Source organism: Natrialbaceae archaeon AArc-T1-2 (genome assembly GCF_030273315.1).
GTDB lineage: Archaea > Halobacteriota > Halobacteria > Halobacteriales > Natrialbaceae > Tc-Br11-E2g1.
In genome coordinates this window covers 2,767,312-2,784,432 of record NZ_CP127174.1, presented here as the reverse complement: position 1 = coordinate 2,784,432, position 17,121 = coordinate 2,767,312, and the positions used below count along the sequence as shown (strand labels likewise).

Here is a 17,121-nt window from a genome sequence, read left to right as displayed (position 1 = left end):
TCGCCTGGTTCGAATCTCGAAGCGCCTAAGTGGGATGGCTCGAACCATCCAGTAGAATAGCCGTGGCATCGGACACCCTCCCGCGACCGATCGGGACGCGAACGCGGTTCTCCGGACTGCTTGCAGCGACCGCGCTCGGGATCTACCTGTTGCTCGTCGTGGGCGCGACCACGTCGTTGACCGGTGCCGGATCGGCCTGTTCGACCTGGCCGCTCTGTCACACGCCGACCGACCCCCTGAGCCAGACCGAACTCGCCATCGCCTGGGGACACCGACTCGCCGCCGTCCTCGTCGGGCTGTTGGTCGTCGCCTCGACGGTCGCCGCCTGGGCCGGTGACGTCACCGCCCGGGTCCGGTACGCGCTCGCTGCCGGCGTTGCCCTCTACGGCGTCCAGGTCGGCGTCGGCGCGGTGACTGCGACGATGGGGCCTGCGGCGATCGCTCCCGGCCTCCACCTGACGCTCGGACTCGTCGTCTTCACGGTCGTCGTCCTCGCACTCGCGTGGGACCTCGAGGCGACGACCGGTGGCAACGACGACGCGATCGAGCCGGCCCCCGAACCGGCTCCCCTCGAGGACGAGCCCGCTCCTCCACGCGAACTTCCCTCGAGTCCGCTCGCCCGGACGAAGCTGACGGCGGCAGCCTACTTCGAGATGATGAAACCCCGGCTGATGTGGCTGCTCTGTCTCGTCGCCGCCGCCGGGATGGCACTCGCAGCCGGGCCCGCACTCGATCTCTACACCGTCGTCGCGACGCTCGGCGGCGGCGTGCTCGCGATCGGTGCCTCGGGAACGTTCAACAACGTCCTAGAGCGCGACATCGATCGACGGATGTCCCGGACCGAGGATCGGCCGCTCGCGACCGACCTGGTTCCCGTCCGCAACGCCGTGTTGTTCGGCCTGTTCCTGACGGGGGCGTCGGTCTCCGTTTTCCTGACGATCAACGCCCTGGCCGCGGCGCTTGGACTGGCTGCAATCCTGTTCTACAGCGTCGTCTACACGCTGTTGCTCAAGCCGCATACGGTCCAGAACACGGTCATCGGCGGCGCGGCCGGCGCGTTGCCCGCGTTGATCGGCTGGGCGGCGGTGACGAACGAGATCGGCATCCCGGCGCTCGCACTGGCCGGACTCATCTTCCTGTGGACGCCGGCGCACTTTTACAACCTCGCGCTCGCCTACCGCGAGGACTACGCCCGCGGCGGCTTCCCGATGATGCCCGTCGTCCGCGGCGAGACGACCACGCGAAAGCACATCGTCTACTACATCGCTGCGACGCTCGCCGGAGCCATCGGCCTCGCCTGGGTCACCGACCTCGGCGTGCTGTACGCCGCGACCGTCGTCGTCTTCGGTGGCGTCTTCCTCTGGGCCGCCGTTCGGTTGCATTTCGAGCAGACCGAAGCCGCCGCATTCCGGGCGTTTCACGCCTCTAACGCCTTCCTCGGGACCGTCCTCGTCGCGATCTTCGTCGACGCGATGGTACTCTGAATGTCGACACTCGATCACGTCGACGTCTCGCGGCCGAGTCCGTTCTCGATACTCGTCTGGAGTGCCGTCGTCGCGCTCGAGGTCGCACTCGTCGGGATCTACGTCACGGTTGCGAACGTCGACGTCGGCCTCTTTCATCTCTACCCGTTCGTCTGGATCAACGTCGGCGTCTGGGCCGTGGCGCGGACGACGCCGACCGGCGGGACCCGTCGCCAGAAGTCGATCGCCGGGGCGGTCGCCGTCGGCTACTTTCTCGTCCTGGCCGCCGTCGGCGGGCTGTTCGCGACGAGTCTGTTCACGAGCGACTGGCACGCGCACGGGCTCCGCCTCGAGGCGACGCTTCCCCCGGGTTACGGGCCCGCACTCTTTTACAGCGGCTCGTGGCTACTCGTCTCCCTGGTTCCGTATCAGCTCGTAGGCTATCTCTCGCTTGCTTACCTGGTCTACGTGACGGTGCTCGACGCCGCCAGGTCCGCCGCCGGCGGCGTCGTCGGGCTGTTCGCCTGCGTGAGCTGTGCCTGGCCGATTCTCGCCTCGCTGACGACCGGTACGGCCGGTGCCGGGACCGCCGTCGCGACGGCGGTGTACGCCCAGGCTTACGAACTCTCGACGGTCGCCTTCGTCCTCACCGTCGCGTTGCTCTACTGGCGACCGCTCGCGCGCTGATCGGTCGTCCGCGCCTCGTGGATGCGGTCGTACTGTTCACGGGAGAACTCGAGGTCGGTCGCACCGACGTTCTCTTCGAACTGAGATTTCGTTCGCGCGCCGATGATCGGTACGCACGTGAACTGGGCCTGGTGGTACATCAACCAGCGTAGCGACACCTGCGCCGGCGTCGCGTCGAGTTCGTCGGCGACCGACTCGACCGCCTCGAGGACGTCCCAGGCCCGGCCGGTCGTGTAGTGCTCGCCGAACGTCTCGGTGAGACTCGCCCGGGTGCCGTCCGGTGCCTCGACGGAGCCGTCCGGACCGCGCTCGTACTTGCCGGTGAGAAAGCCACCCGCAAGCGGCGAGTACGGACAGACCGCGAGCTCCTGGTCGGCACAGACCTCGAGGTAGTCGCCGACGGCGTCGTACTGGACCGCGTTGACCATCGGCTGGGTCACCTCGAAGCGCTCGAGTCCCTCGACGTCGCTCGTCCACAGCGCCTTTGCCAGCTGCCAGGCGGCCATACTCGAGGCACCCAGATAGTGGACTTTCCCCTCGTGGACGAGATCATCGAGAACCGAAAGCGTCTCACGGATCGGCGTCGACTCGTCCCAGCGGTGAATGTAGTAGATGTCGAGGTAGTCCGTCCCGAGTCGCTCGAGGGTGCCCTCGATCTGGGCGCGGATGTGCTTTCTGCTCAGACCGGAGTCGTTGGGTCCGGGTTCGCCCCAGCCGTCGAAGGGAAAGTACACCTTCGAGGCGATGACGAACTCCTCGCGGTCGTGGTCTGTGAGCCACTCGCCGATCCACGTCTCTGCGGTGCCGTCCGGATCGCCGTAGCCGTTTGCCGTATCGATGAAGTTGATCCCGCGGTCCCGGCTGGCCTCGAGCAGTTCGTGGGCCTGTTCGCGATCGGTCTCGACGACGTCGCCGTGTCGTTTCCCGAACCGCCAGGTTCCGAGGCCGAGTCTCGAGACTGTCATACCGGTGTTCCCGAGCGTGACGTACTCCATGGATGGCGTTCGAAGGCGACCGACAAAACGCTGAGGGGCGTGGCTGCCGGCTCGGCTGGGCCGAGCAAACCAAAACCCAAGACGGTCGCGACCGTCGATCCGTCCGATGGCGACGTACGATCTCTCGCATCCGCTCGCAGATGGGACGCCGGTCTATCCGGGCGATCCGCCGGTCGAAGTCGAACCGGCTGCGACCGTCGGCGACGATGGCTACCGCGTCACTTCCCTCTCGCTTGGAACTCACGCCGGCACGCACGTCGACGCACCCGCCCATCTGCTCGCAGATGGACCCGGCCTCGAGTCCTACCCGCTCGAGACGTTCCGGTTTGGGGCTCGTCGGATCGACCTCCGACCGCTCGCGGCCCGCGAGCCGATCGACGCCGGTCGACTGCGGGACGTCACGCCGTCGACCGTCACGGCGGCCGACCTGCTCGTCGTCCAGACCGGCTGGGACGAGACCTGGGGGACCGATCGCTACCTCGAGCACCCCTACCTCACTGCGGACGCCGCCGAGGTACTTCTCGAGTGGGACGTCCACGTCGGGATCGACACCCCGAACGTGGACCCGACGCCGACGGCAAACGCCGAAGCGGACGAGCCGGACGGTTTCCCGGTCCATCGTGCCCTCTTCGCGGACGACCGGCTGCTCCTCGAGAACCTCCGGGGGCTCGCGGCGGTTCCCGACACCTTCGAACTACACGCGTATCCGCTCGCGCTCGCAGCCGGTGACGCCGCGCCGGTTCGGGCGGTTGCAGTTCGCGAGTGATGGCGCCCTCGGACGTGAGTCGGTGCGAGAGCCGTCGATCCGGAACGTTTTCCTCGCCGCGACCGAACCGGGGCACAATGACGCCGCTTGCACTGTTTGCCGTCCTCGTGGCCATCACGGTCATCGTCGGCCTCACCGCGTTCGTTTACTGGGACGCCCAGCGGCTCGGTCTCGGCAGGCCGGCGTTCTGGGCGACGCTCGCCGGCGGGACCTGTGCGGTCGCACTCGTCACCGCACTGGCCGTCCCGACCGTGCCACGACCGGGGCTGCTCGTGGTCGCGCTCGCCGGGCCGGCGGTGTACCTGTTCGAACGCGACGACGCGAAACACGGCGACGAGCCGGCCGATCCCCACACGCTGCCGACGTCCTCGAGTTCGCGTTCAAGCTCGAACTCGGACTCGGACTCGAGCGAGGACGACTCGGCTGGCCCGCGTACGCTTCCTGGAACGGGCGACGACACCGACGAGGAAGACGTCAGCCGGTAGCCCGGACGCTACGTCGACGTCGTCACCTTCTCGGCGAAGCTCTCGCGCACTTTTTCGACCTTCGGCTGTGCGTGCATCCGACAGTACGCATCGCGAGGATTCTTCTCGAAGTAGTTCTGGTGGTACTCCTCCGCTCGCCAGAACTCCTCGAGGGGCTGCAGTTCGGTCACGATCTCGTCGTCGTACCCGCCGTCTTCCTCGAGCGCCTCGATGTACGCCTGCGCCAGCTCCCGTTGCTCGTCGTCGTGATAGAGGACGATCGAACGATACTGCGTCCCGACGTCCGGCCCCTGTCGGTTCAGCTGTGTCGGATCGTGAACCGCGAAGAACACCTCGAGCAACTCGTCGTATCCGATCTCCGCCGGCGCGTACTCCACCTGGACCACTTCGGCGTGTCCGGTCGTGCCCGAACACACCTCGCGGTAGGTTGGGTCGTCGACGTGACCACCCGCGTACCCCGACGTAACCGACTCCACACCGTCGAGTTCCGTGAACGGGGCTTCGATACACCAGAAACAGCCGCCGCCGAACGTCGCGATCTCCGTCATGCGTTACACTTACGCGGCGACGTGTATGTACCTGACTCGCTGTGGTCGTGACGTTCGATTTTATCGGCAGTTCGGAAATCGTCCTCCTCGATGGGTACGGCACCGATTCGCTGCATCGGCGAACCCGATCCGATCCGACGTTCACTTACACGAGCAGCGTCGTATCAGCTGCCAGTCGGCCGACGATGAACGCAAGCGCCGCGAGAAACATGCCGTACTTGAGTCGATTCTGGGCTGTCGTCGGATCCTCGAAGCTCTCGTAGGTGGCATACAACATGAGCGCGACGGCCGGAACGACGACGATCAGGTACGCGACGCCGAAGTCGCCACGGAGATACGGCACCGGACTCGCAAGCACCGCGAGGACCAGCGCCGTGGCCCCGACCAGCAACGCCTTCCGCTCACCGATCGCAATCGGCAAGGTGTTGAGCCCCTCCTCGCGGTCTCCCTCGAGGTCTTCGACGTCTTTGACGATCTCACGCGTGACCGTCGACAGCGCAGCAAGCAGAAATAACACGCCTGCAGCCCCGACGTCGCCGACCGCCGCACCGCCGAACAGGAACGTACTACCACCGAGGTAGGCGACGACGACGTTGCCCACGCCCGGCAACCCCTTGAACAGTTCCGTGTACGCGAGCAACGCGAGCAGGTTCACGGCCGCGATAGCGATCGCAAGCGGCGGTAACGTAAGCGCAAGCACGACTGCAAGCACAAAGCAGATGAGACTGAATGCGAGCGCGCCACGCGGACTGACTGCACCCCGCGGAATCGCCCGCTCGGGCCGGTTGATACGGTCGATCTCGCGATCGAAGTAGTCGTTGATCGCGTTTCCCGCACTCGTCGCGAGCACCGTCGCCCCGACCGCTGCGGTCGTCTCGAGAGGCGCTCCCGTGACCCCGCCGGCGATGTAGGCGCCGATGAACGTCAACACGCCGGCTGCGATCGAATTCACCGGCCGCGTCAACTCGAGTAATCCGCGTACGGTATCCCCCAGCGCCATGCACTGGTGTGACGATTGCCGGGGTATAAACAGTACGATACGTCGGCTCCGTGGGGATGTGTGGCGTTTCAGTCTAGCGCCGACCGGCCAGTCTCACCGGCTAGCACGTAGAGACAGGAACACAGTCACTACCGCCACTTCTCGAGGTCACAGAGCACGTCGTTATCGACCGAGAACCACTGGGTCAGTCGCTCCTCGCCAGTCGCTTCGACCGGGACGAGGGTATACCACTCGTCGTCGTCAGCGAGTAACTCGAGCGGTTCTGCGGAGGTCGGCTCGTCGTCAGCCCGACCGACGGGTGTGTCGTTCACGGTCATGGCTCGCGTTGAGGTTGGTGTTCACACCCTAAGTTCCCTTGCGTTGATTTTCACTGCCCTGGAATCAGCGTTACCGATAGTTGTGAAAAGACCGCGTGACGGCGCAATGGTATCGACGCCCGCACCGCCGCAAAACCGAGGAACTTATACGGAACCGACGGATACGATGACTCGAGGGCGCTTAGCTCAGTCTGGACAGAGTACTTGGCTTCGGACCAAGCTGCCGCGGGTTCAAATCCTGCAGCGCCCATCATTCTGCATGACGGGCAACATTTGGCAGACGGCAGTACAACTCTTATAAGTGATGGCTCTGGTGAATCGCTAGACAGCGTCGACTATCGATGAGATATCACGCCGCTCGAGACGTTACTCTGGAACAATTGTGACTGTAATCTCGAGTGCTTTGTTGAATAGCTGCTGAACGATGGTTAGAGTGGCTCACAGAGCTTTTCTATGTTGATGATGGCGAACATGAGGACAATTTCACGGAACTGTCGATACCAGCCCAGCGCTCGCACGGCATCGCCGAGCGAGCGCTTCGTTGTCGAGTACGACGTTTCGGCCATCCAGCGCTGAGCGTAGCCTTTTGTCCGGATAAGCGTGTTGTTCCCTGTCGTGAGTGGTTTCGATCCACGCTGTAAGATCAGTGGTTCGACACCGAGGGCGTAGAACTCGTATTTGGTGTGCCAGTTGTGGAAGGCTTTGTCAGCAGCGACGGAAAGCAGGTCGTCCGCGTTCCGGCGGACGACCTGCGGCCCTGTCTTCGTATCGTGTTTCCACCGGGCTGAGATATGAACGTCAAGAACTGCAAGAGACTCTACATCGGTTAATGTGGTCACTTTCAGCGTCTGCACGCTATTCCCGGATCGCTGACGGTAATACGATGATGCAGCGTGTCGGTCGAAGAACGTACTGTCGAGAGCGACGTGTCCAGACTGCGGGTGTTGCTGCGCTGAAACGCGCAGCAACGCCCGCCACACCCACATTTTCAGCCGATCGAACGACTTGTAGATCGTGCTGTAATCCGGCAACTCGTCCTGATCGAGGCCAAGTACGTCACGAACCTCAGACATGTACTTCAGCCGGTTCGGCGTTTCACGGTAGCTATGGCCCTCTTCGAGCCGAAAACAGTGCAAAACGACATGTACCCAGCGGGCGAACCCGCCGCTGGCGGGCTCGCCCGCGTGCTTCCCCAACGCTTGTTTGGCTAGGTCTCGACACTGCTCAACGAAGTCGAGGATATCGATTTCCATACCAACCTCGATTTCCTCGACTTCATCCTTCTAACCCGTGATATCAGCTGATTAGATCGCTCTTCAACAGAGCAATCTCGAGGTATCTGGCGTTGGCTAATCGATTTGACGGGCTCGCAAAGACAGTGAGACACTATAACCCGACGTGTTTAGCGATTCATCAGAGCCGTCTATTTGGCTGTTTTCTCACTCGTGTTTTGATGAATGAAATTAACAACCATATTTGTTTCACACCCATCTGGGATGGGCTTTAAGCAGATGTCTGAAATGGTAATGTTATGAGGAGTCGATTAGATGACACAGAATGAGAACTCATCAAAAACTGTGAAGAGGATTGGTGTAATAATTGTACTTTCAATTATTTTTCTCATTCTTGTTTACTTGACTGTAATCGCTGGACTTGATCCTGGTCCAGAAGTAGTGATTATTGGTCTCGTCCCAGTACTTATTACCCTACTAATTTCAGAGATTATTGTGCTCACGGAAATTCAAACTCCTAAAGGATATAAATTGCTTTTTGATATTCTTGGAAGTAGTGAATCAGAAGAGTTGATACTAAAGGGAGAAATGGCAGCCGAAGAAGATATCTTGAGATTTGATGATATGGAGAGAAATATCAAAAAATAAGTGAGCAAATACAAGATCAGGAAACAACTATACTTTCAATTGACATTAATGAAGATCATAAACCAATGCAAATAAAAACATACCTGAAGGCATTAACAGAAGATAGAAACGAAACTATTCAATATATCTTATTCACAAGAGGTGAAGAATTTGCGGGTTTGCTTGAAATCAGTACTGCCTTCCGTAACGGAACGATAAATCAGATTACTGATAGAGTTGATGATTTAGAAAGTGATAAATACTCTATGTGGGAATTCTTAGACAAGGAGGATATATTAGAATCGCCTGGTGTTGTTACTACTACCGTTCCTATCAAAAATATAAAAATTATAAATGTTATTGAAATGATGCAAGATGAAGATACTGATTATTTGCCAGTAGTCGGGAAGCATCAAGAGTTTCACGGAGTAATAACGCACAATCAGATAGTCCGCGATATTTTACTTCGGGAGGAAGAAAACATCAACGGATAGAACTGATGAATCACTAGGCGGCGGCGATTTATACGCTGAACAGGCGCAATACCACGGCCTTCAGGCCGTGGATACGCGCCGTCACTCAGTGCCACGTTCCACCATCAAGAGCATAGCCGAGTTTCCAACCCTAACGTTCAACTCACAGGAATCCCTATACATCGGTAAGGTCAGGTCGGAACGGAGCGGATTCCGAACGACCGTCGGAGGCGGCCTGTCCGCCCACGTAACGAGACAATATCCGAAAGACAGGCGGTGAACGCCGCATTCCAGAAGAGTGCGGTCACGTGCCTCCTGTTTCAGCAAGCCCATGATACCTCCGAGTCTTCTGACGCTGGCTCGGCGTTCGCCGGGCAAAAACAACCACGAACGCCGACGACGCCGAGGATAGGAGTAACGGCCATTTGGCATGGCCAGTCAGCCACCGGCACGATGGCTGGGTTAAACGGATTCCCGTAAAGTGACGGAGTCATGGTTGCGAACCTGAAACTCCCACCGCTCGGGATTCCTCCGCGTTTACGCGGAGGAGGATGTCAATGTGGGAGATCATGTCGCTCGAGGCGTCCGTCTGGAATGATCGTGACCGTAAGCTCGAGGAATCCGCCGGTGACGAACCGATTGGCCGATCTCAGGAAGACTGCAAGACACTACAATCCCACGTAGTGTAGCGATTCACCAGAGCCGTCCGGGGTTCACCGACGGACACCAGCGCGATCGTGGCTGCCGACGAGCACGACCCGTCCTGCCCAAGTCCGAGCAGAACATCGACAGCGTGTCTCGTGACGAGGACGAACTTCTCACTGGGTCACCAAACCCTCGAGGCTTCGAGCTGCATCCGCAGAGATGATGATGTCTCTCTCACCGAGCCGGACCGGACCACCGGCGACGTCCTCGATGAGGTCGGCCAGCGACGTCAGGTACTCCCGGTTGCGTTCCTCGCGAACCGTCAGTGTATCTTTCCCCTCGCGTTCGATCGCACGGTTCTCGAGATACGCATGCACGAACCGTTCTCGCGTCTCGTCCGGTGCGCCCTCGAGGTAGTCAGGAAGTGCCAGCCGTTTCCGGTTTTCGGACCGACGGGCGTGCCGAGTGCCGCCAGCGTACGCCCCAGGACTGGGCTGTCGTCGGTCGGTCGAATCTCGTCGGCACGGCCGTCACGATCGTCGACGGTCCAGTAGTCGACCCCGACCAGCTCGAGCGCGTCGGTTACGTGCGCTTGCTCGCCGTGTTGGGTGAGTGCGAACGACGGCTGGTAGTACTGTTCGGCGATCGATCCTCCGGAGAAGACGTTTGCGATGAGTGCATTCAGTTCCGAAAACGTCTCGTCACCGAACTCGGCGTGGAGCCAGCCGTATTCACGCGCGGTATCGATCGCCCGGACGGCGTCAGGTGCACCGCCATCGAGACACGTCCGGATACGTCCACGCGGGGGTTCGAAGACGGATACAACGACGTCCTTCGCAGTACGCTGACGCTGTGTAAGACGGCACTGCCGGCGCTTCGCGACGGTGGCGGTACGATCACCCACCTCGCCGCCGCCTCGGCCGCCGAACCGACGCCCCGTGGCGCTATCGGGAACGTGTTTCGTCCGGGGATCTACGGGCTCTCGAAACTGCTTGCCAACGAGGAAGGTGAACGCGGCGTCAGGTCCAACTGCGTCGCCCCTCGCGGAGTGCTCTCCGATCGGATCGAATCGAAGATCACTGCCCGTGCCGAACGCGAGGGGATAAGCGAGGCGGCGGTCCGCGAGCTGCGCGTCGAGGAGCTGTCGGTTTCCGAGCTGGGAACGATCGAAGAGTTCGGTGACGCGGTCGTATTTATCTCCTCGCCGGCGGCGTCGTACATCACGGGGGCGGTACTCCCCGTCGACGGCGGATGGAGCAAGCGCGTGATGTGACGGGCCGCCCGCCCGAGCGTGAGCGTGAGCGCAAGCGTGGACGCGAAGCCAGACGCGTCGTGAGTGTCGTGTCGACGAGCGTGTGACAGTCTGCCGTGAGTATTTGTACGAGGGAATCGTACGACCGGTTATGGAAATCCGCGAGGCTACCCTCGAGGACGCCGACCGAATTCGGGCGATCGCTCACGACTCGCTTCGCTCGTCGTACACCGATTTCCTGCCGTCGGAGACGATCGATGAGGCGGTCGCCCAGTGGTACGACGACGACGCGCTCGCCGACGAGATCGACGACGAGAACGCGCTCGTACTCGTCGTCGAAGATGACGGCGACGTCGTCGCGTTCTCACAGACCGAACTCGTCGGCGACGGCCACACTACCGGGCGGATCCTCTGGTTGCACGTCGATCCGGATCGTCGCGGCGACGGGGTCGGCGTTCGCCTTTTGGCCCGGACCCGCGAGGAGCTGCTCGAGGAGGGAGCCGCGGAGATACACGGCGTCGTCCTGGAAAAAAACGAACTTGGGAACGAGTTTTACGCCACACACGGCTTCGAACGCGCCGGAACGCGCGAGATCGAAGTCGGCGAGGAGCGGTACACGGAGAACGTCTACGTCGGGAGCGACCTCGAGCGAACCGGCGAGTGGCGTGCGCTCGAGACGGTCGACGCCAACGGCGAACGGCTGTACGTCAGCTACGGCGAGCCCGCACGCGGATCGCACGCGCCGTTTTATACGGCCTACGAGGACGAGGACGGCACCGAACGGTACGGCTGGTTCTGTGGCAACTGCGATTCGTTCGACACCGCGATGGACGCGATGGGCCGAGTCGAGTGCAACGACTGCGGGAACAGGCGGAAGGCGACGCGGTGGGACGCGTCGTATCTGTAAGCCCGACGTTACGCCCGCTCGAGACGACGCCGGGGTTCGACGCCGGTCGCGAACGGTCGATTGCGACGTGGTATCGTAGAACGATATCAGAAACACTGACAACGCTTTTCCGGTGGGCAGGAGTTATTCGCGTATGCCCACCGACCGCGCCGTCCGTGCCGGGGTTTTGAGTCTGCATACGAGCAAGGAATCGAAGGCGATCTGTAACGCGATCGAGGAGCTGGGACATCACCCCGAGTGGCTCCGGACCGAAAACACCACGATACGGGTCAAGAAAGGAAGCGTCGAACTCGAGCCGGCAGTCGACGTGATCGCCAATCGGATGTTGCTCTCGAACACCGAACAGCCCTGTGAGGAACTCGGGCTGGCGAATACCCTCTCACAGCTCGTCCCGACGCTGAACGAGCCGTCGGCGACGCTTTCGGCGACGCACAAGCTCTCGACGGCCGCGACGCTTGCAGCACACGACGTCCGCGTCCCCGACGTCTTTCTCGCACTCGCGTCGGACCGGCTCAACGCGGCCCGCGAGGAGTTCGGCGAGGAGGCAGTCTACAAGACCGCGATCGGTACCCACGGCGGCGGCACCTGGAAGGTCGGTCCCCAGGACCCGATCAACGCGAAGGTCGGCAACCGGTACGCCTTCCTGCAGGAGCTGATCGACCACGACGAAAAGCGCCATCGCGACGTTCGCGTCTACGTCGTCGGTGGTGAGGTCGTCGCCGCGATGTATCGGTACGCTCCCGACAACGACTGGCGGACCAACGTCGCACTCGGCGGTAACGTCGAGGACGCGACCGACGACATTCCGGAGGAAGTCCGAGAGATGGCCCGCCGATCGACCGATGCGATCGGCTTAGACTACGCCGGCGTGGACCTCGTCGAGGGCGAAAGCGGCTGGTTCGTTCTCGAGGTCAACCCCACGGCCGGGTTCAAGGGACTGTACGAGGCGACCGGCATCAGCCCGGCCCCCTACATCGCGAAACTCGCGATCGAGCACGCTGGTGGCGAGGTCGACGACGACCGCGTCCCGGAACTCGCCCGCACGCTCGACGACTCGACGCCGTCTGTGATGCCATCGGGCCTTCCGGTCGAAGACGGAGAGCCAGCGACGATCGGGTACACCGAAGAAGTCGTCCTGTCGGGAACCAGTGGTACGGAAGGCGTCGTCGCGAAGGCAGACACCGGTGCCTCCCGGACGAGCATCGACACCCGCCTCGCCGCGGACATCGGCGCGGGACCGATCAAGTCCATTACGCGCGTCAAATCCGGCACCACCAAGACGACGAAGAGTCGCCCTGTCGTCGACGTCGTCGTCGGCGTCGGGGGCAACCAACACACCGTCACCGCGAGCGTCGAGGATCGGGAACATATGGACTATCCCGTCATCCTCGGGCGGGACATCTTAGAGCATTACCGGGTCGACGTCGGCAAGCGAGTCGACCGCGACGTCCCCGATAGCCCCGAAGAAGAAGAACGCCTCGAGTAACACTCGAGATCGACAGCGATGCCCGTGCGGTCCTGACTCCGAGAATTCCGCCGACGGCCGCATCGATCGTTCCGTCTACCACCGTACTTACGGCGTACGCAGTTTTGCCAGGATTTCGAAATGCGTTACGGAGTCGTGATCGAAGATGGCGATGATGAACACGCTGGCGGTGACGCGAAGACTCACAGCTGCCTCAGATCGACTCGATGACTTCCTCGAGGACGCCCGCGTCGACGAAGATGACGACGTGATCGCCGGGTTCGATGACGGTCGTCCCCCGCGGCGTCACGAGGTCGCCGCCGCGGGAGATGGCACCGATGACGACACGCTCGGGCAGGTCGGCGGTCGCCTCGGCGATCTCCCGGCCCGCGAGGACGCTGTTGTCGGTGACCTCGATCTCGAGGACCTCCGCGCGGTCGTGCTCAAGCATGGCGACTTTCTCCGTGTGATCGGCGCGGGTAAAGCGGACGATCTCCTCGGCAGTCTCCTCGCGGGGATTGATCGCGACGTCGATGCCGACGGTCTCGAACAGCTCGGCGTACTCGAGGTTCTCGATGACGGCGACGGTGCGATCGACGCCGAGTCGGCGAGCCAGAAGCGAGACGAGCAGGTTCTTCTCGTCGCCGTCTAAGGCGGCGACGACGAGGTCTGCCTCGCCGACGTGTTCGCGCTCTAAGAACCCGGCGTCGGTGGCGTCGTTTTCCATCACCATCGTTTTTCGAAGCGACTCGGCGACTTCGCGGGCACGGTCGGGGTCCTGTTCGATCATGCGAGGTCGGTAGCCGTGCTCTTCGAACTCGCGGGCGACCTGGTAGCCGATCTCGCTGGCTCCGATGATGACGACCTCGTCCGTTCCCTCGCCTTTCGGTTCGGCGACGTCGGTGGCGAACCCGCTGACGGAGCTTGGACTTCCGATGACGACGATTCTGTCGCCGGGACTGATCGTGGTGTCACCACGGGCGACGATCATTTCCTCGCCACGGAAGATGCCGGCGAAGGTAAGCGAGTCGTATCTGTCGGCCTCGCGGACAGTCTGGTCGGCGATCGGGCTGTCCGGGCCGATCTCGAACTCCGCCATCCGCACGAGGCCGCCGGCGAACATGTCGACGTCCTGGGCGGCCGGCAGCCCCGAGATCCGAAAGATTGCCTGGGCAGTCAACAGGTCCGTACAGACCATGAAATCGACGCCGAATGCCCCCTGCGACCCCTCCCAGGTCTCGAGCAGCGTTCGTCGCCGAACGCGGGCGATGGTGAACGCCTCGCTGCCGGTCTTTGCTGCCCCACAGATGACGACGTTCGTCTCGTCGTCGTCGGTACAGGCGATTACGAGTTCGGCGTCCTCGATACGGGCTTCCCGCAGCGTCTCGAGTTCGGTGCCGTCGCCTTCGATCGCGAGCACGTCGAGTGAGTAGGTGAGTTCCTCGACGGTCTCGGCGTCCCGATCGACGACGACGACGTCGTGAGAGCCCTCGAGGTTCGCGGCGATCGACCGGCCGACCTCACCGGCGCCGACGACGACTACGCGCATCGACCCCCCGTCCAGGACATGGTTGATTCGAATGTTTGCGACCGTCGAGAAGTGTGTTACGGTTCGACACCCGTCGGTTCGTTGAGTGGCCGATCGGTCACCGTGATCGGTCGGTCGACGGGTCTTAGGCCAATATTCAAGTCCGCGTACCTGAACTATTCGATACCGTGAACGCGATCGCCGTACGAACGCTCGAGTGCAGTGGGGTGACCGATCCGTGAGCGACAGACGAGAGATCACCGTCGGGGAGAACGACGACGGCGAGCCGGTGGCGCTGCCTGTCATCCGGTTGCTGACGGGTCGTGGCTTCGTGACCGGAAAGTCGGGGTCCGGAAAGTCGAACACCGCCTCCGTCGTCGCCGAAGAACTCTTAGAAGCCGGCTACCCCCTGCTCGTCGTCGACACCGACGGCGAGTACTACGGGCTCAAAGAGGAGTACGAGATGTTACACGCGGGAGCCGACGAGGAGTGTGACATCCAGATCGGCCCCGAACACGCAGACCGGATCGCGACGATCGCCCTAGAGGAGAACGTCCCCGTTATTCTCGACGTCTCGGGCTACCTCGAGGAGGGGGTCGCAAACGAACTCCTACGTGAGACCGCCCGCCAGCTGTTCGTCAAGGAGAAAAAGCTCAAAAAGCCGTTTCTCCTGGTCGTCGAGGAGGTCCACGAGTACATTCCGGAAGGTGGCGGCGTCGGCGAGACCGGTCGGATGCTGATCAAGATCGGCAAACGCGGACGCAAACACGGGCTGGGGATCGTCGGAATCAGCCAGCGCCCGGCCGACGTCAAGAAAGACTTCATCACCCAGGCGAACTGGCTCGTCTGGCACCGGCTGACCTGGGACAACGACACGAACGTCGTCGGCCGGATCATCGACTCGGAGTACGCCGAGCGCGTCTCCGAACTCGGAGACGGCGAGGCCTTTCTCCAGACCGACTGGACCGACGGCGGCGTCCGCAAGATCCAGTTCCGGCGCAAGCGGACCTTCGACGCCGGCGCGACGCCGGGGCTAGAAGACGTCGACCGGCCCGACCTCAAGTCCGTCTCCGACACCCTCGTCGACGACCTGCAATCGATCAGCGAGCGCCAGCAACGCGAACGGAGCCGAATCGAAGAGCTCGAGGCCGAACTCGACGAACGCGAGCGACGGATCGACGACCTCGAGGACGAACTCGCCGCTGCACGGGACGTCTCGGCGGCCGCCGAACGGATGGCCGACGCGCTGGCCCAGCCCGAGACGGTCCAGTCCCAGCTGCCGGACTCGAGCGACGAACTGCGTCGGCTTCACGAGGAGGCCGTCTCCCTCGAGGACGCCTGCGAGGAACTCGAGGCCGAACTCGACGCGCGCGAGGCCGAACTGGCTGCCCTCGAGCGCGAACGCGAGGAACTCGCCGACAAACTGGCCGACCGGGAAGACGAACTCGAGGCTCGAAGCCAGCGCATCGACGCCCTCGAGCGCGAGAACGAACGGCTGCGGGCGCGGCTTCGCACTCTCGAAGACGAAGGCGAGGGCGAGGACGAGGGTGAGGGCGTGAGCACGGAAACGGACGCCGACGACGCGGCGGTGAGAAACGAAAGCGACGAGGAGATCGTCCACGGCGACGGCGATCCGATCGAGTTCGGCTATACGACCGTCAGCGACGACACCGAAAAGGACGACGCCACAGACAGTGACGAGCCATCCCGACTCGAGGAGGTGCTCGAGACGCCGGGGGTCCGCAACCACCTCGAGCGGGCGTGTGCGAACTCGCGATGCTCCGAGGAGACGGCACAGCGGGTCGTCTCGACGCTCGCGCGCGAGGGTCCGTTACGGACGGAGGCGATCGCGACACGCGTCGATCGGTCGCCGGTCGCCGTCCAGAGCCTGCTGTCGGAACTGCGAACGGAGTCGATCCTCGATCGGACCGCAGAGCGGATGTACGCGCTCGACGACGACGTCGTGGCGTCGCTCGCAACCGATCCGACGGATCCGTAACGACGTCGAGTCCGAGACGAACTCAGGCGTCTTTCGCGCCGTCGACCGTCTCGGCAATCGCCTCGATGCCCTCGTCGTAGGCGAGGTTGCCGACGACGACGACGTCGGCGTGACGGCCCATCTCGTACGCCGAGTCGTAGTTGGAAACGCCGCCGCCGTAGAAAAGCGCCGACTCCTCGGTCGCCTCGCTTGCGGCCCTGACAATTTCGGGATCGCCGTAGGTGCCCGAGTACTCGATGTAGACAATCTCCTGGCCGAACATGCGCTCGGCGACCGTCGCATAGGACGCGACGTCGTCGGCCGACAGCTCGCAGTCGGCCTCGGTCAGCGTCGCGACGTCGGCCTCGGGGTTCATCACGATGTAGGCCTCGGTCGTCGTCCGTTCCCAGTCGACGTCGTCGTCGATCCGGACCCACTCCTTGTGAGCGCCGGTGATCCAGAACGGCGAGCCGGCGTTGAACACCGTTGGAATGAGATACCCCTCGAGCGCGTCGTCCTCGACGACGACGGAGGGGTTCGACGGTTCCTGGTACAGCGGTACGTCGTGTTCTGCACAGGCCGCGATCACTGCGGACATGTTCTCCTCGGTCATGCCGGTCGTGCCGCCGACCTCGATGGCGTCGGTCCCGGTCGCACAGATGTCGCCGTAGGTGACGCCGTCGGGAAGCTCCTTCTCGGGATCGAGTTTGAGAACGTGGTCCCAGTCGTCCCAGGGCGCAGTCATACCGCTCC

General features: G+C 62.5%; 17 protein-coding genes, 1 tRNA gene and 1 pseudogene. 11 read left to right on the top strand and 8 right to left on the bottom strand.

Annotation, left to right across the window (positions count from 1 at the left end; genetic code table 11):
* Positions 1-62: 62 nt before the first annotated feature.
* A complete protein-coding gene (locus tag QQ977_RS14365; protein WP_430540833.1) occupies positions 63-1,484 on the top strand; it encodes a heme o synthase in 1,422 nt (473 codons plus the stop codon).
* Positions 1,485-2,150, top strand: coding sequence for a DUF7546 family protein (locus tag QQ977_RS14360; RefSeq protein WP_285926457.1), 666 nt, complete (start codon positions 1,485-1,487; stop codon positions 2,148-2,150).
* On the opposite strand, the gene QQ977_RS14355 is transcribed toward QQ977_RS14360, so the two are convergent.
* Positions 2,126-3,145, bottom strand: coding sequence for an aldo/keto reductase (locus QQ977_RS14355; RefSeq protein WP_285926456.1), 1,020 nt, complete (start codon positions 3,143-3,145; stop codon positions 2,126-2,128). The two genes, QQ977_RS14360 and QQ977_RS14355, sit on opposite strands and share 25 nt — an antisense overlap.
* Before the next feature lie 106 nt (positions 3,146-3,251).
* On the opposite strand from QQ977_RS14355, the gene QQ977_RS14350 reads away from it, so the two are divergent.
* A complete protein-coding gene (locus tag QQ977_RS14350; protein ID WP_285926455.1) occupies positions 3,252-3,911 on the top strand; it encodes a cyclase family protein in 660 nt (219 codons plus the stop codon).
* Between the two features lie 77 nt (positions 3,912-3,988).
* On the top strand, positions 3,989-4,396 hold the full coding sequence (locus tag QQ977_RS14345; RefSeq protein ID WP_285926454.1) for a hypothetical protein: 408 nt from the start codon (positions 3,989-3,991) through the stop codon (positions 4,394-4,396).
* An 8-nt stretch (positions 4,397-4,404) separates the two neighbouring features.
* Here the strand turns inward: QQ977_RS14345 and msrA are convergent, their stop codons facing one another.
* From msrA to QQ977_RS14330, 3 genes are all read right to left on the bottom strand, one after another.
* Complete coding sequence (gene msrA / locus QQ977_RS14340) at positions 4,405-4,944, bottom strand: peptide-methionine (S)-S-oxide reductase MsrA (RefSeq protein ID WP_285926453.1); 540 nt, start codon at positions 4,942-4,944, stop codon at positions 4,405-4,407.
* A gap of 145 nt (positions 4,945-5,089) precedes the next feature.
* A complete protein-coding gene (locus QQ977_RS14335; protein ID WP_285926452.1) occupies positions 5,090-5,944 on the bottom strand; it encodes a geranylgeranylglycerol-phosphate geranylgeranyltransferase in 855 nt (284 codons plus the stop codon).
* A 128-nt stretch (positions 5,945-6,072) separates the two neighbouring features.
* Positions 6,073-6,255: a DUF7511 domain-containing protein gene (locus tag QQ977_RS14330; RefSeq protein ID WP_430540832.1), complete on the bottom strand. Its 183-nt coding sequence runs from the start codon at positions 6,253-6,255 to the stop codon at positions 6,073-6,075.
* Between the two features lie 181 nt (positions 6,256-6,436).
* On the opposite strand from QQ977_RS14330, the gene QQ977_RS14325 reads away from it, so the two are divergent.
* A tRNA-Arg gene (locus QQ977_RS14325) sits at positions 6,437-6,511 on the top strand.
* 178 nt (positions 6,512-6,689) lie between these two features.
* Here QQ977_RS14325 and QQ977_RS14320 read toward each other — a convergent pair.
* The gene (locus QQ977_RS14320; RefSeq protein WP_285926176.1) at positions 6,690-7,514 is read right to left on the bottom strand and encodes an IS5 family transposase; all 825 of its coding nucleotides are present in this window, start codon (positions 7,512-7,514) and stop codon (positions 6,690-6,692) included.
* A gap of 294 nt (positions 7,515-7,808) precedes the next feature.
* Here QQ977_RS14320 and QQ977_RS14315 point away from each other — a divergent pair, with 294 nt between their 5' ends.
* The gene (locus tag QQ977_RS14315) at positions 7,809-8,141 is read left to right on the top strand and encodes a hypothetical protein (RefSeq protein ID WP_285926450.1); all 333 of its coding nucleotides are present in this window, start codon (positions 7,809-7,811) and stop codon (positions 8,139-8,141) included.
* 65 nt (positions 8,142-8,206) lie between these two features.
* A complete protein-coding gene (locus QQ977_RS14310; protein WP_285926449.1) occupies positions 8,207-8,614 on the top strand; it encodes a hypothetical protein in 408 nt (135 codons plus the stop codon).
* Positions 8,615-9,411: 797 nt separating this feature from the next.
* Here the strand turns inward: QQ977_RS14310 and QQ977_RS14305 are convergent.
* Positions 9,412-10,142: pseudogene (locus QQ977_RS14305) on the bottom strand (hypothetical protein).
* Here QQ977_RS14305 and QQ977_RS14300 point away from each other — a divergent pair.
* The 3 genes from QQ977_RS14300 (at position 10,083) to QQ977_RS14290 (ending at position 12,883) form a co-directional block, all read left to right on the top strand.
* The gene (locus tag QQ977_RS14300; RefSeq protein ID WP_430540852.1) at positions 10,083-10,511 is read left to right on the top strand and encodes an SDR family oxidoreductase; all 429 of its coding nucleotides are present in this window, start codon (positions 10,083-10,085) and stop codon (positions 10,509-10,511) included. The pseudogene QQ977_RS14305 and the gene QQ977_RS14300 sit on opposite strands and share 60 nt — an antisense overlap.
* Positions 10,512-10,641: 130 nt before the next feature.
* Positions 10,642-11,397, top strand: a complete 756-nt coding sequence (locus QQ977_RS14295; RefSeq protein ID WP_285926447.1) for a GNAT family N-acetyltransferase — start codon at positions 10,642-10,644, stop codon at positions 11,395-11,397.
* Between the two features lie 133 nt (positions 11,398-11,530).
* Complete coding sequence (locus tag QQ977_RS14290) at positions 11,531-12,883, top strand: RimK family alpha-L-glutamate ligase (RefSeq protein WP_285926446.1); 1,353 nt, start codon at positions 11,531-11,533, stop codon at positions 12,881-12,883.
* A gap of 193 nt (positions 12,884-13,076) precedes the next feature.
* Here QQ977_RS14290 and trkA read toward each other — a convergent pair whose 3' ends face one another.
* Complete coding sequence (trkA, locus tag QQ977_RS14285) at positions 13,077-14,411, bottom strand: Trk system potassium transporter TrkA (RefSeq protein ID WP_285926445.1); 1,335 nt, start codon at positions 14,409-14,411, stop codon at positions 13,077-13,079.
* A gap of 217 nt (positions 14,412-14,628) precedes the next feature.
* On the opposite strand from trkA, the gene QQ977_RS14280 reads away from it, so the two are divergent.
* A complete protein-coding gene (locus QQ977_RS14280) occupies positions 14,629-16,389 on the top strand; it encodes a helicase HerA domain-containing protein (protein ID WP_285926444.1) in 1,761 nt (586 codons plus the stop codon).
* Between the two features lie 22 nt (positions 16,390-16,411).
* On the opposite strand, the gene QQ977_RS14275 is transcribed toward QQ977_RS14280, so the two are convergent.
* The gene (locus tag QQ977_RS14275) at positions 16,412-17,113 is read right to left on the bottom strand and encodes a phosphoglycerol geranylgeranyltransferase (protein WP_285926443.1); all 702 of its coding nucleotides are present in this window, start codon (positions 17,111-17,113) and stop codon (positions 16,412-16,414) included.
* Positions 17,114-17,121: the final 8 nt, after the last annotated feature.

Excerpts from the sequence above, each read along its gene's own strand:
- QQ977_RS14360 (WP_285926457.1), top strand. The coding sequence starts at position 1,485 with ATGTCGACACTCGATCACGTCGACGTCTCGCGGCCGAGTCCGTTCTCG.
- QQ977_RS14355 (WP_285926456.1), bottom strand. The coding sequence starts at position 3,145 with ATGGAGTACGTCACGCTCGGGAACACCGGTATGACAGTCTCGAGACTC.
- QQ977_RS14350 (WP_285926455.1), top strand. The coding sequence starts at position 3,252 with ATGGCGACGTACGATCTCTCGCATCCGCTCGCAGATGGGACGCCGGTC.
- QQ977_RS14345 (WP_285926454.1), top strand. The coding sequence starts at position 3,989 with ATGACGCCGCTTGCACTGTTTGCCGTCCTCGTGGCCATCACGGTCATC.
- msrA (WP_285926453.1), bottom strand. The coding sequence starts at position 4,944 with ATGACGGAGATCGCGACGTTCGGCGGCGGCTGTTTCTGGTGTATCGAA.
- QQ977_RS14335 (WP_285926452.1), bottom strand. The coding sequence starts at position 5,944 with ATGGCGCTGGGGGATACCGTACGCGGATTACTCGAGTTGACGCGGCCG.
- QQ977_RS14320 (WP_285926176.1), bottom strand. The coding sequence starts at position 7,514 with ATGGAAATCGATATCCTCGACTTCGTTGAGCAGTGTCGAGACCTAGCC.
- QQ977_RS14315 (WP_285926450.1), top strand. The coding sequence starts at position 7,809 with ATGACACAGAATGAGAACTCATCAAAAACTGTGAAGAGGATTGGTGTA.
- QQ977_RS14310 (WP_285926449.1), top strand. The coding sequence starts at position 8,207 with ATGCAAATAAAAACATACCTGAAGGCATTAACAGAAGATAGAAACGAA.
- QQ977_RS14295 (WP_285926447.1), top strand. The coding sequence starts at position 10,642 with ATGGAAATCCGCGAGGCTACCCTCGAGGACGCCGACCGAATTCGGGCG.
- QQ977_RS14290 (WP_285926446.1), top strand. The coding sequence starts at position 11,531 with ATGCCCACCGACCGCGCCGTCCGTGCCGGGGTTTTGAGTCTGCATACG.
- trkA (WP_285926445.1), bottom strand. The coding sequence starts at position 14,411 with ATGCGCGTAGTCGTCGTCGGCGCCGGTGAGGTCGGCCGGTCGATCGCC.
- QQ977_RS14275 (WP_285926443.1), bottom strand. The coding sequence starts at position 17,113 with ATGACTGCGCCCTGGGACGACTGGGACCACGTTCTCAAACTCGATCCC.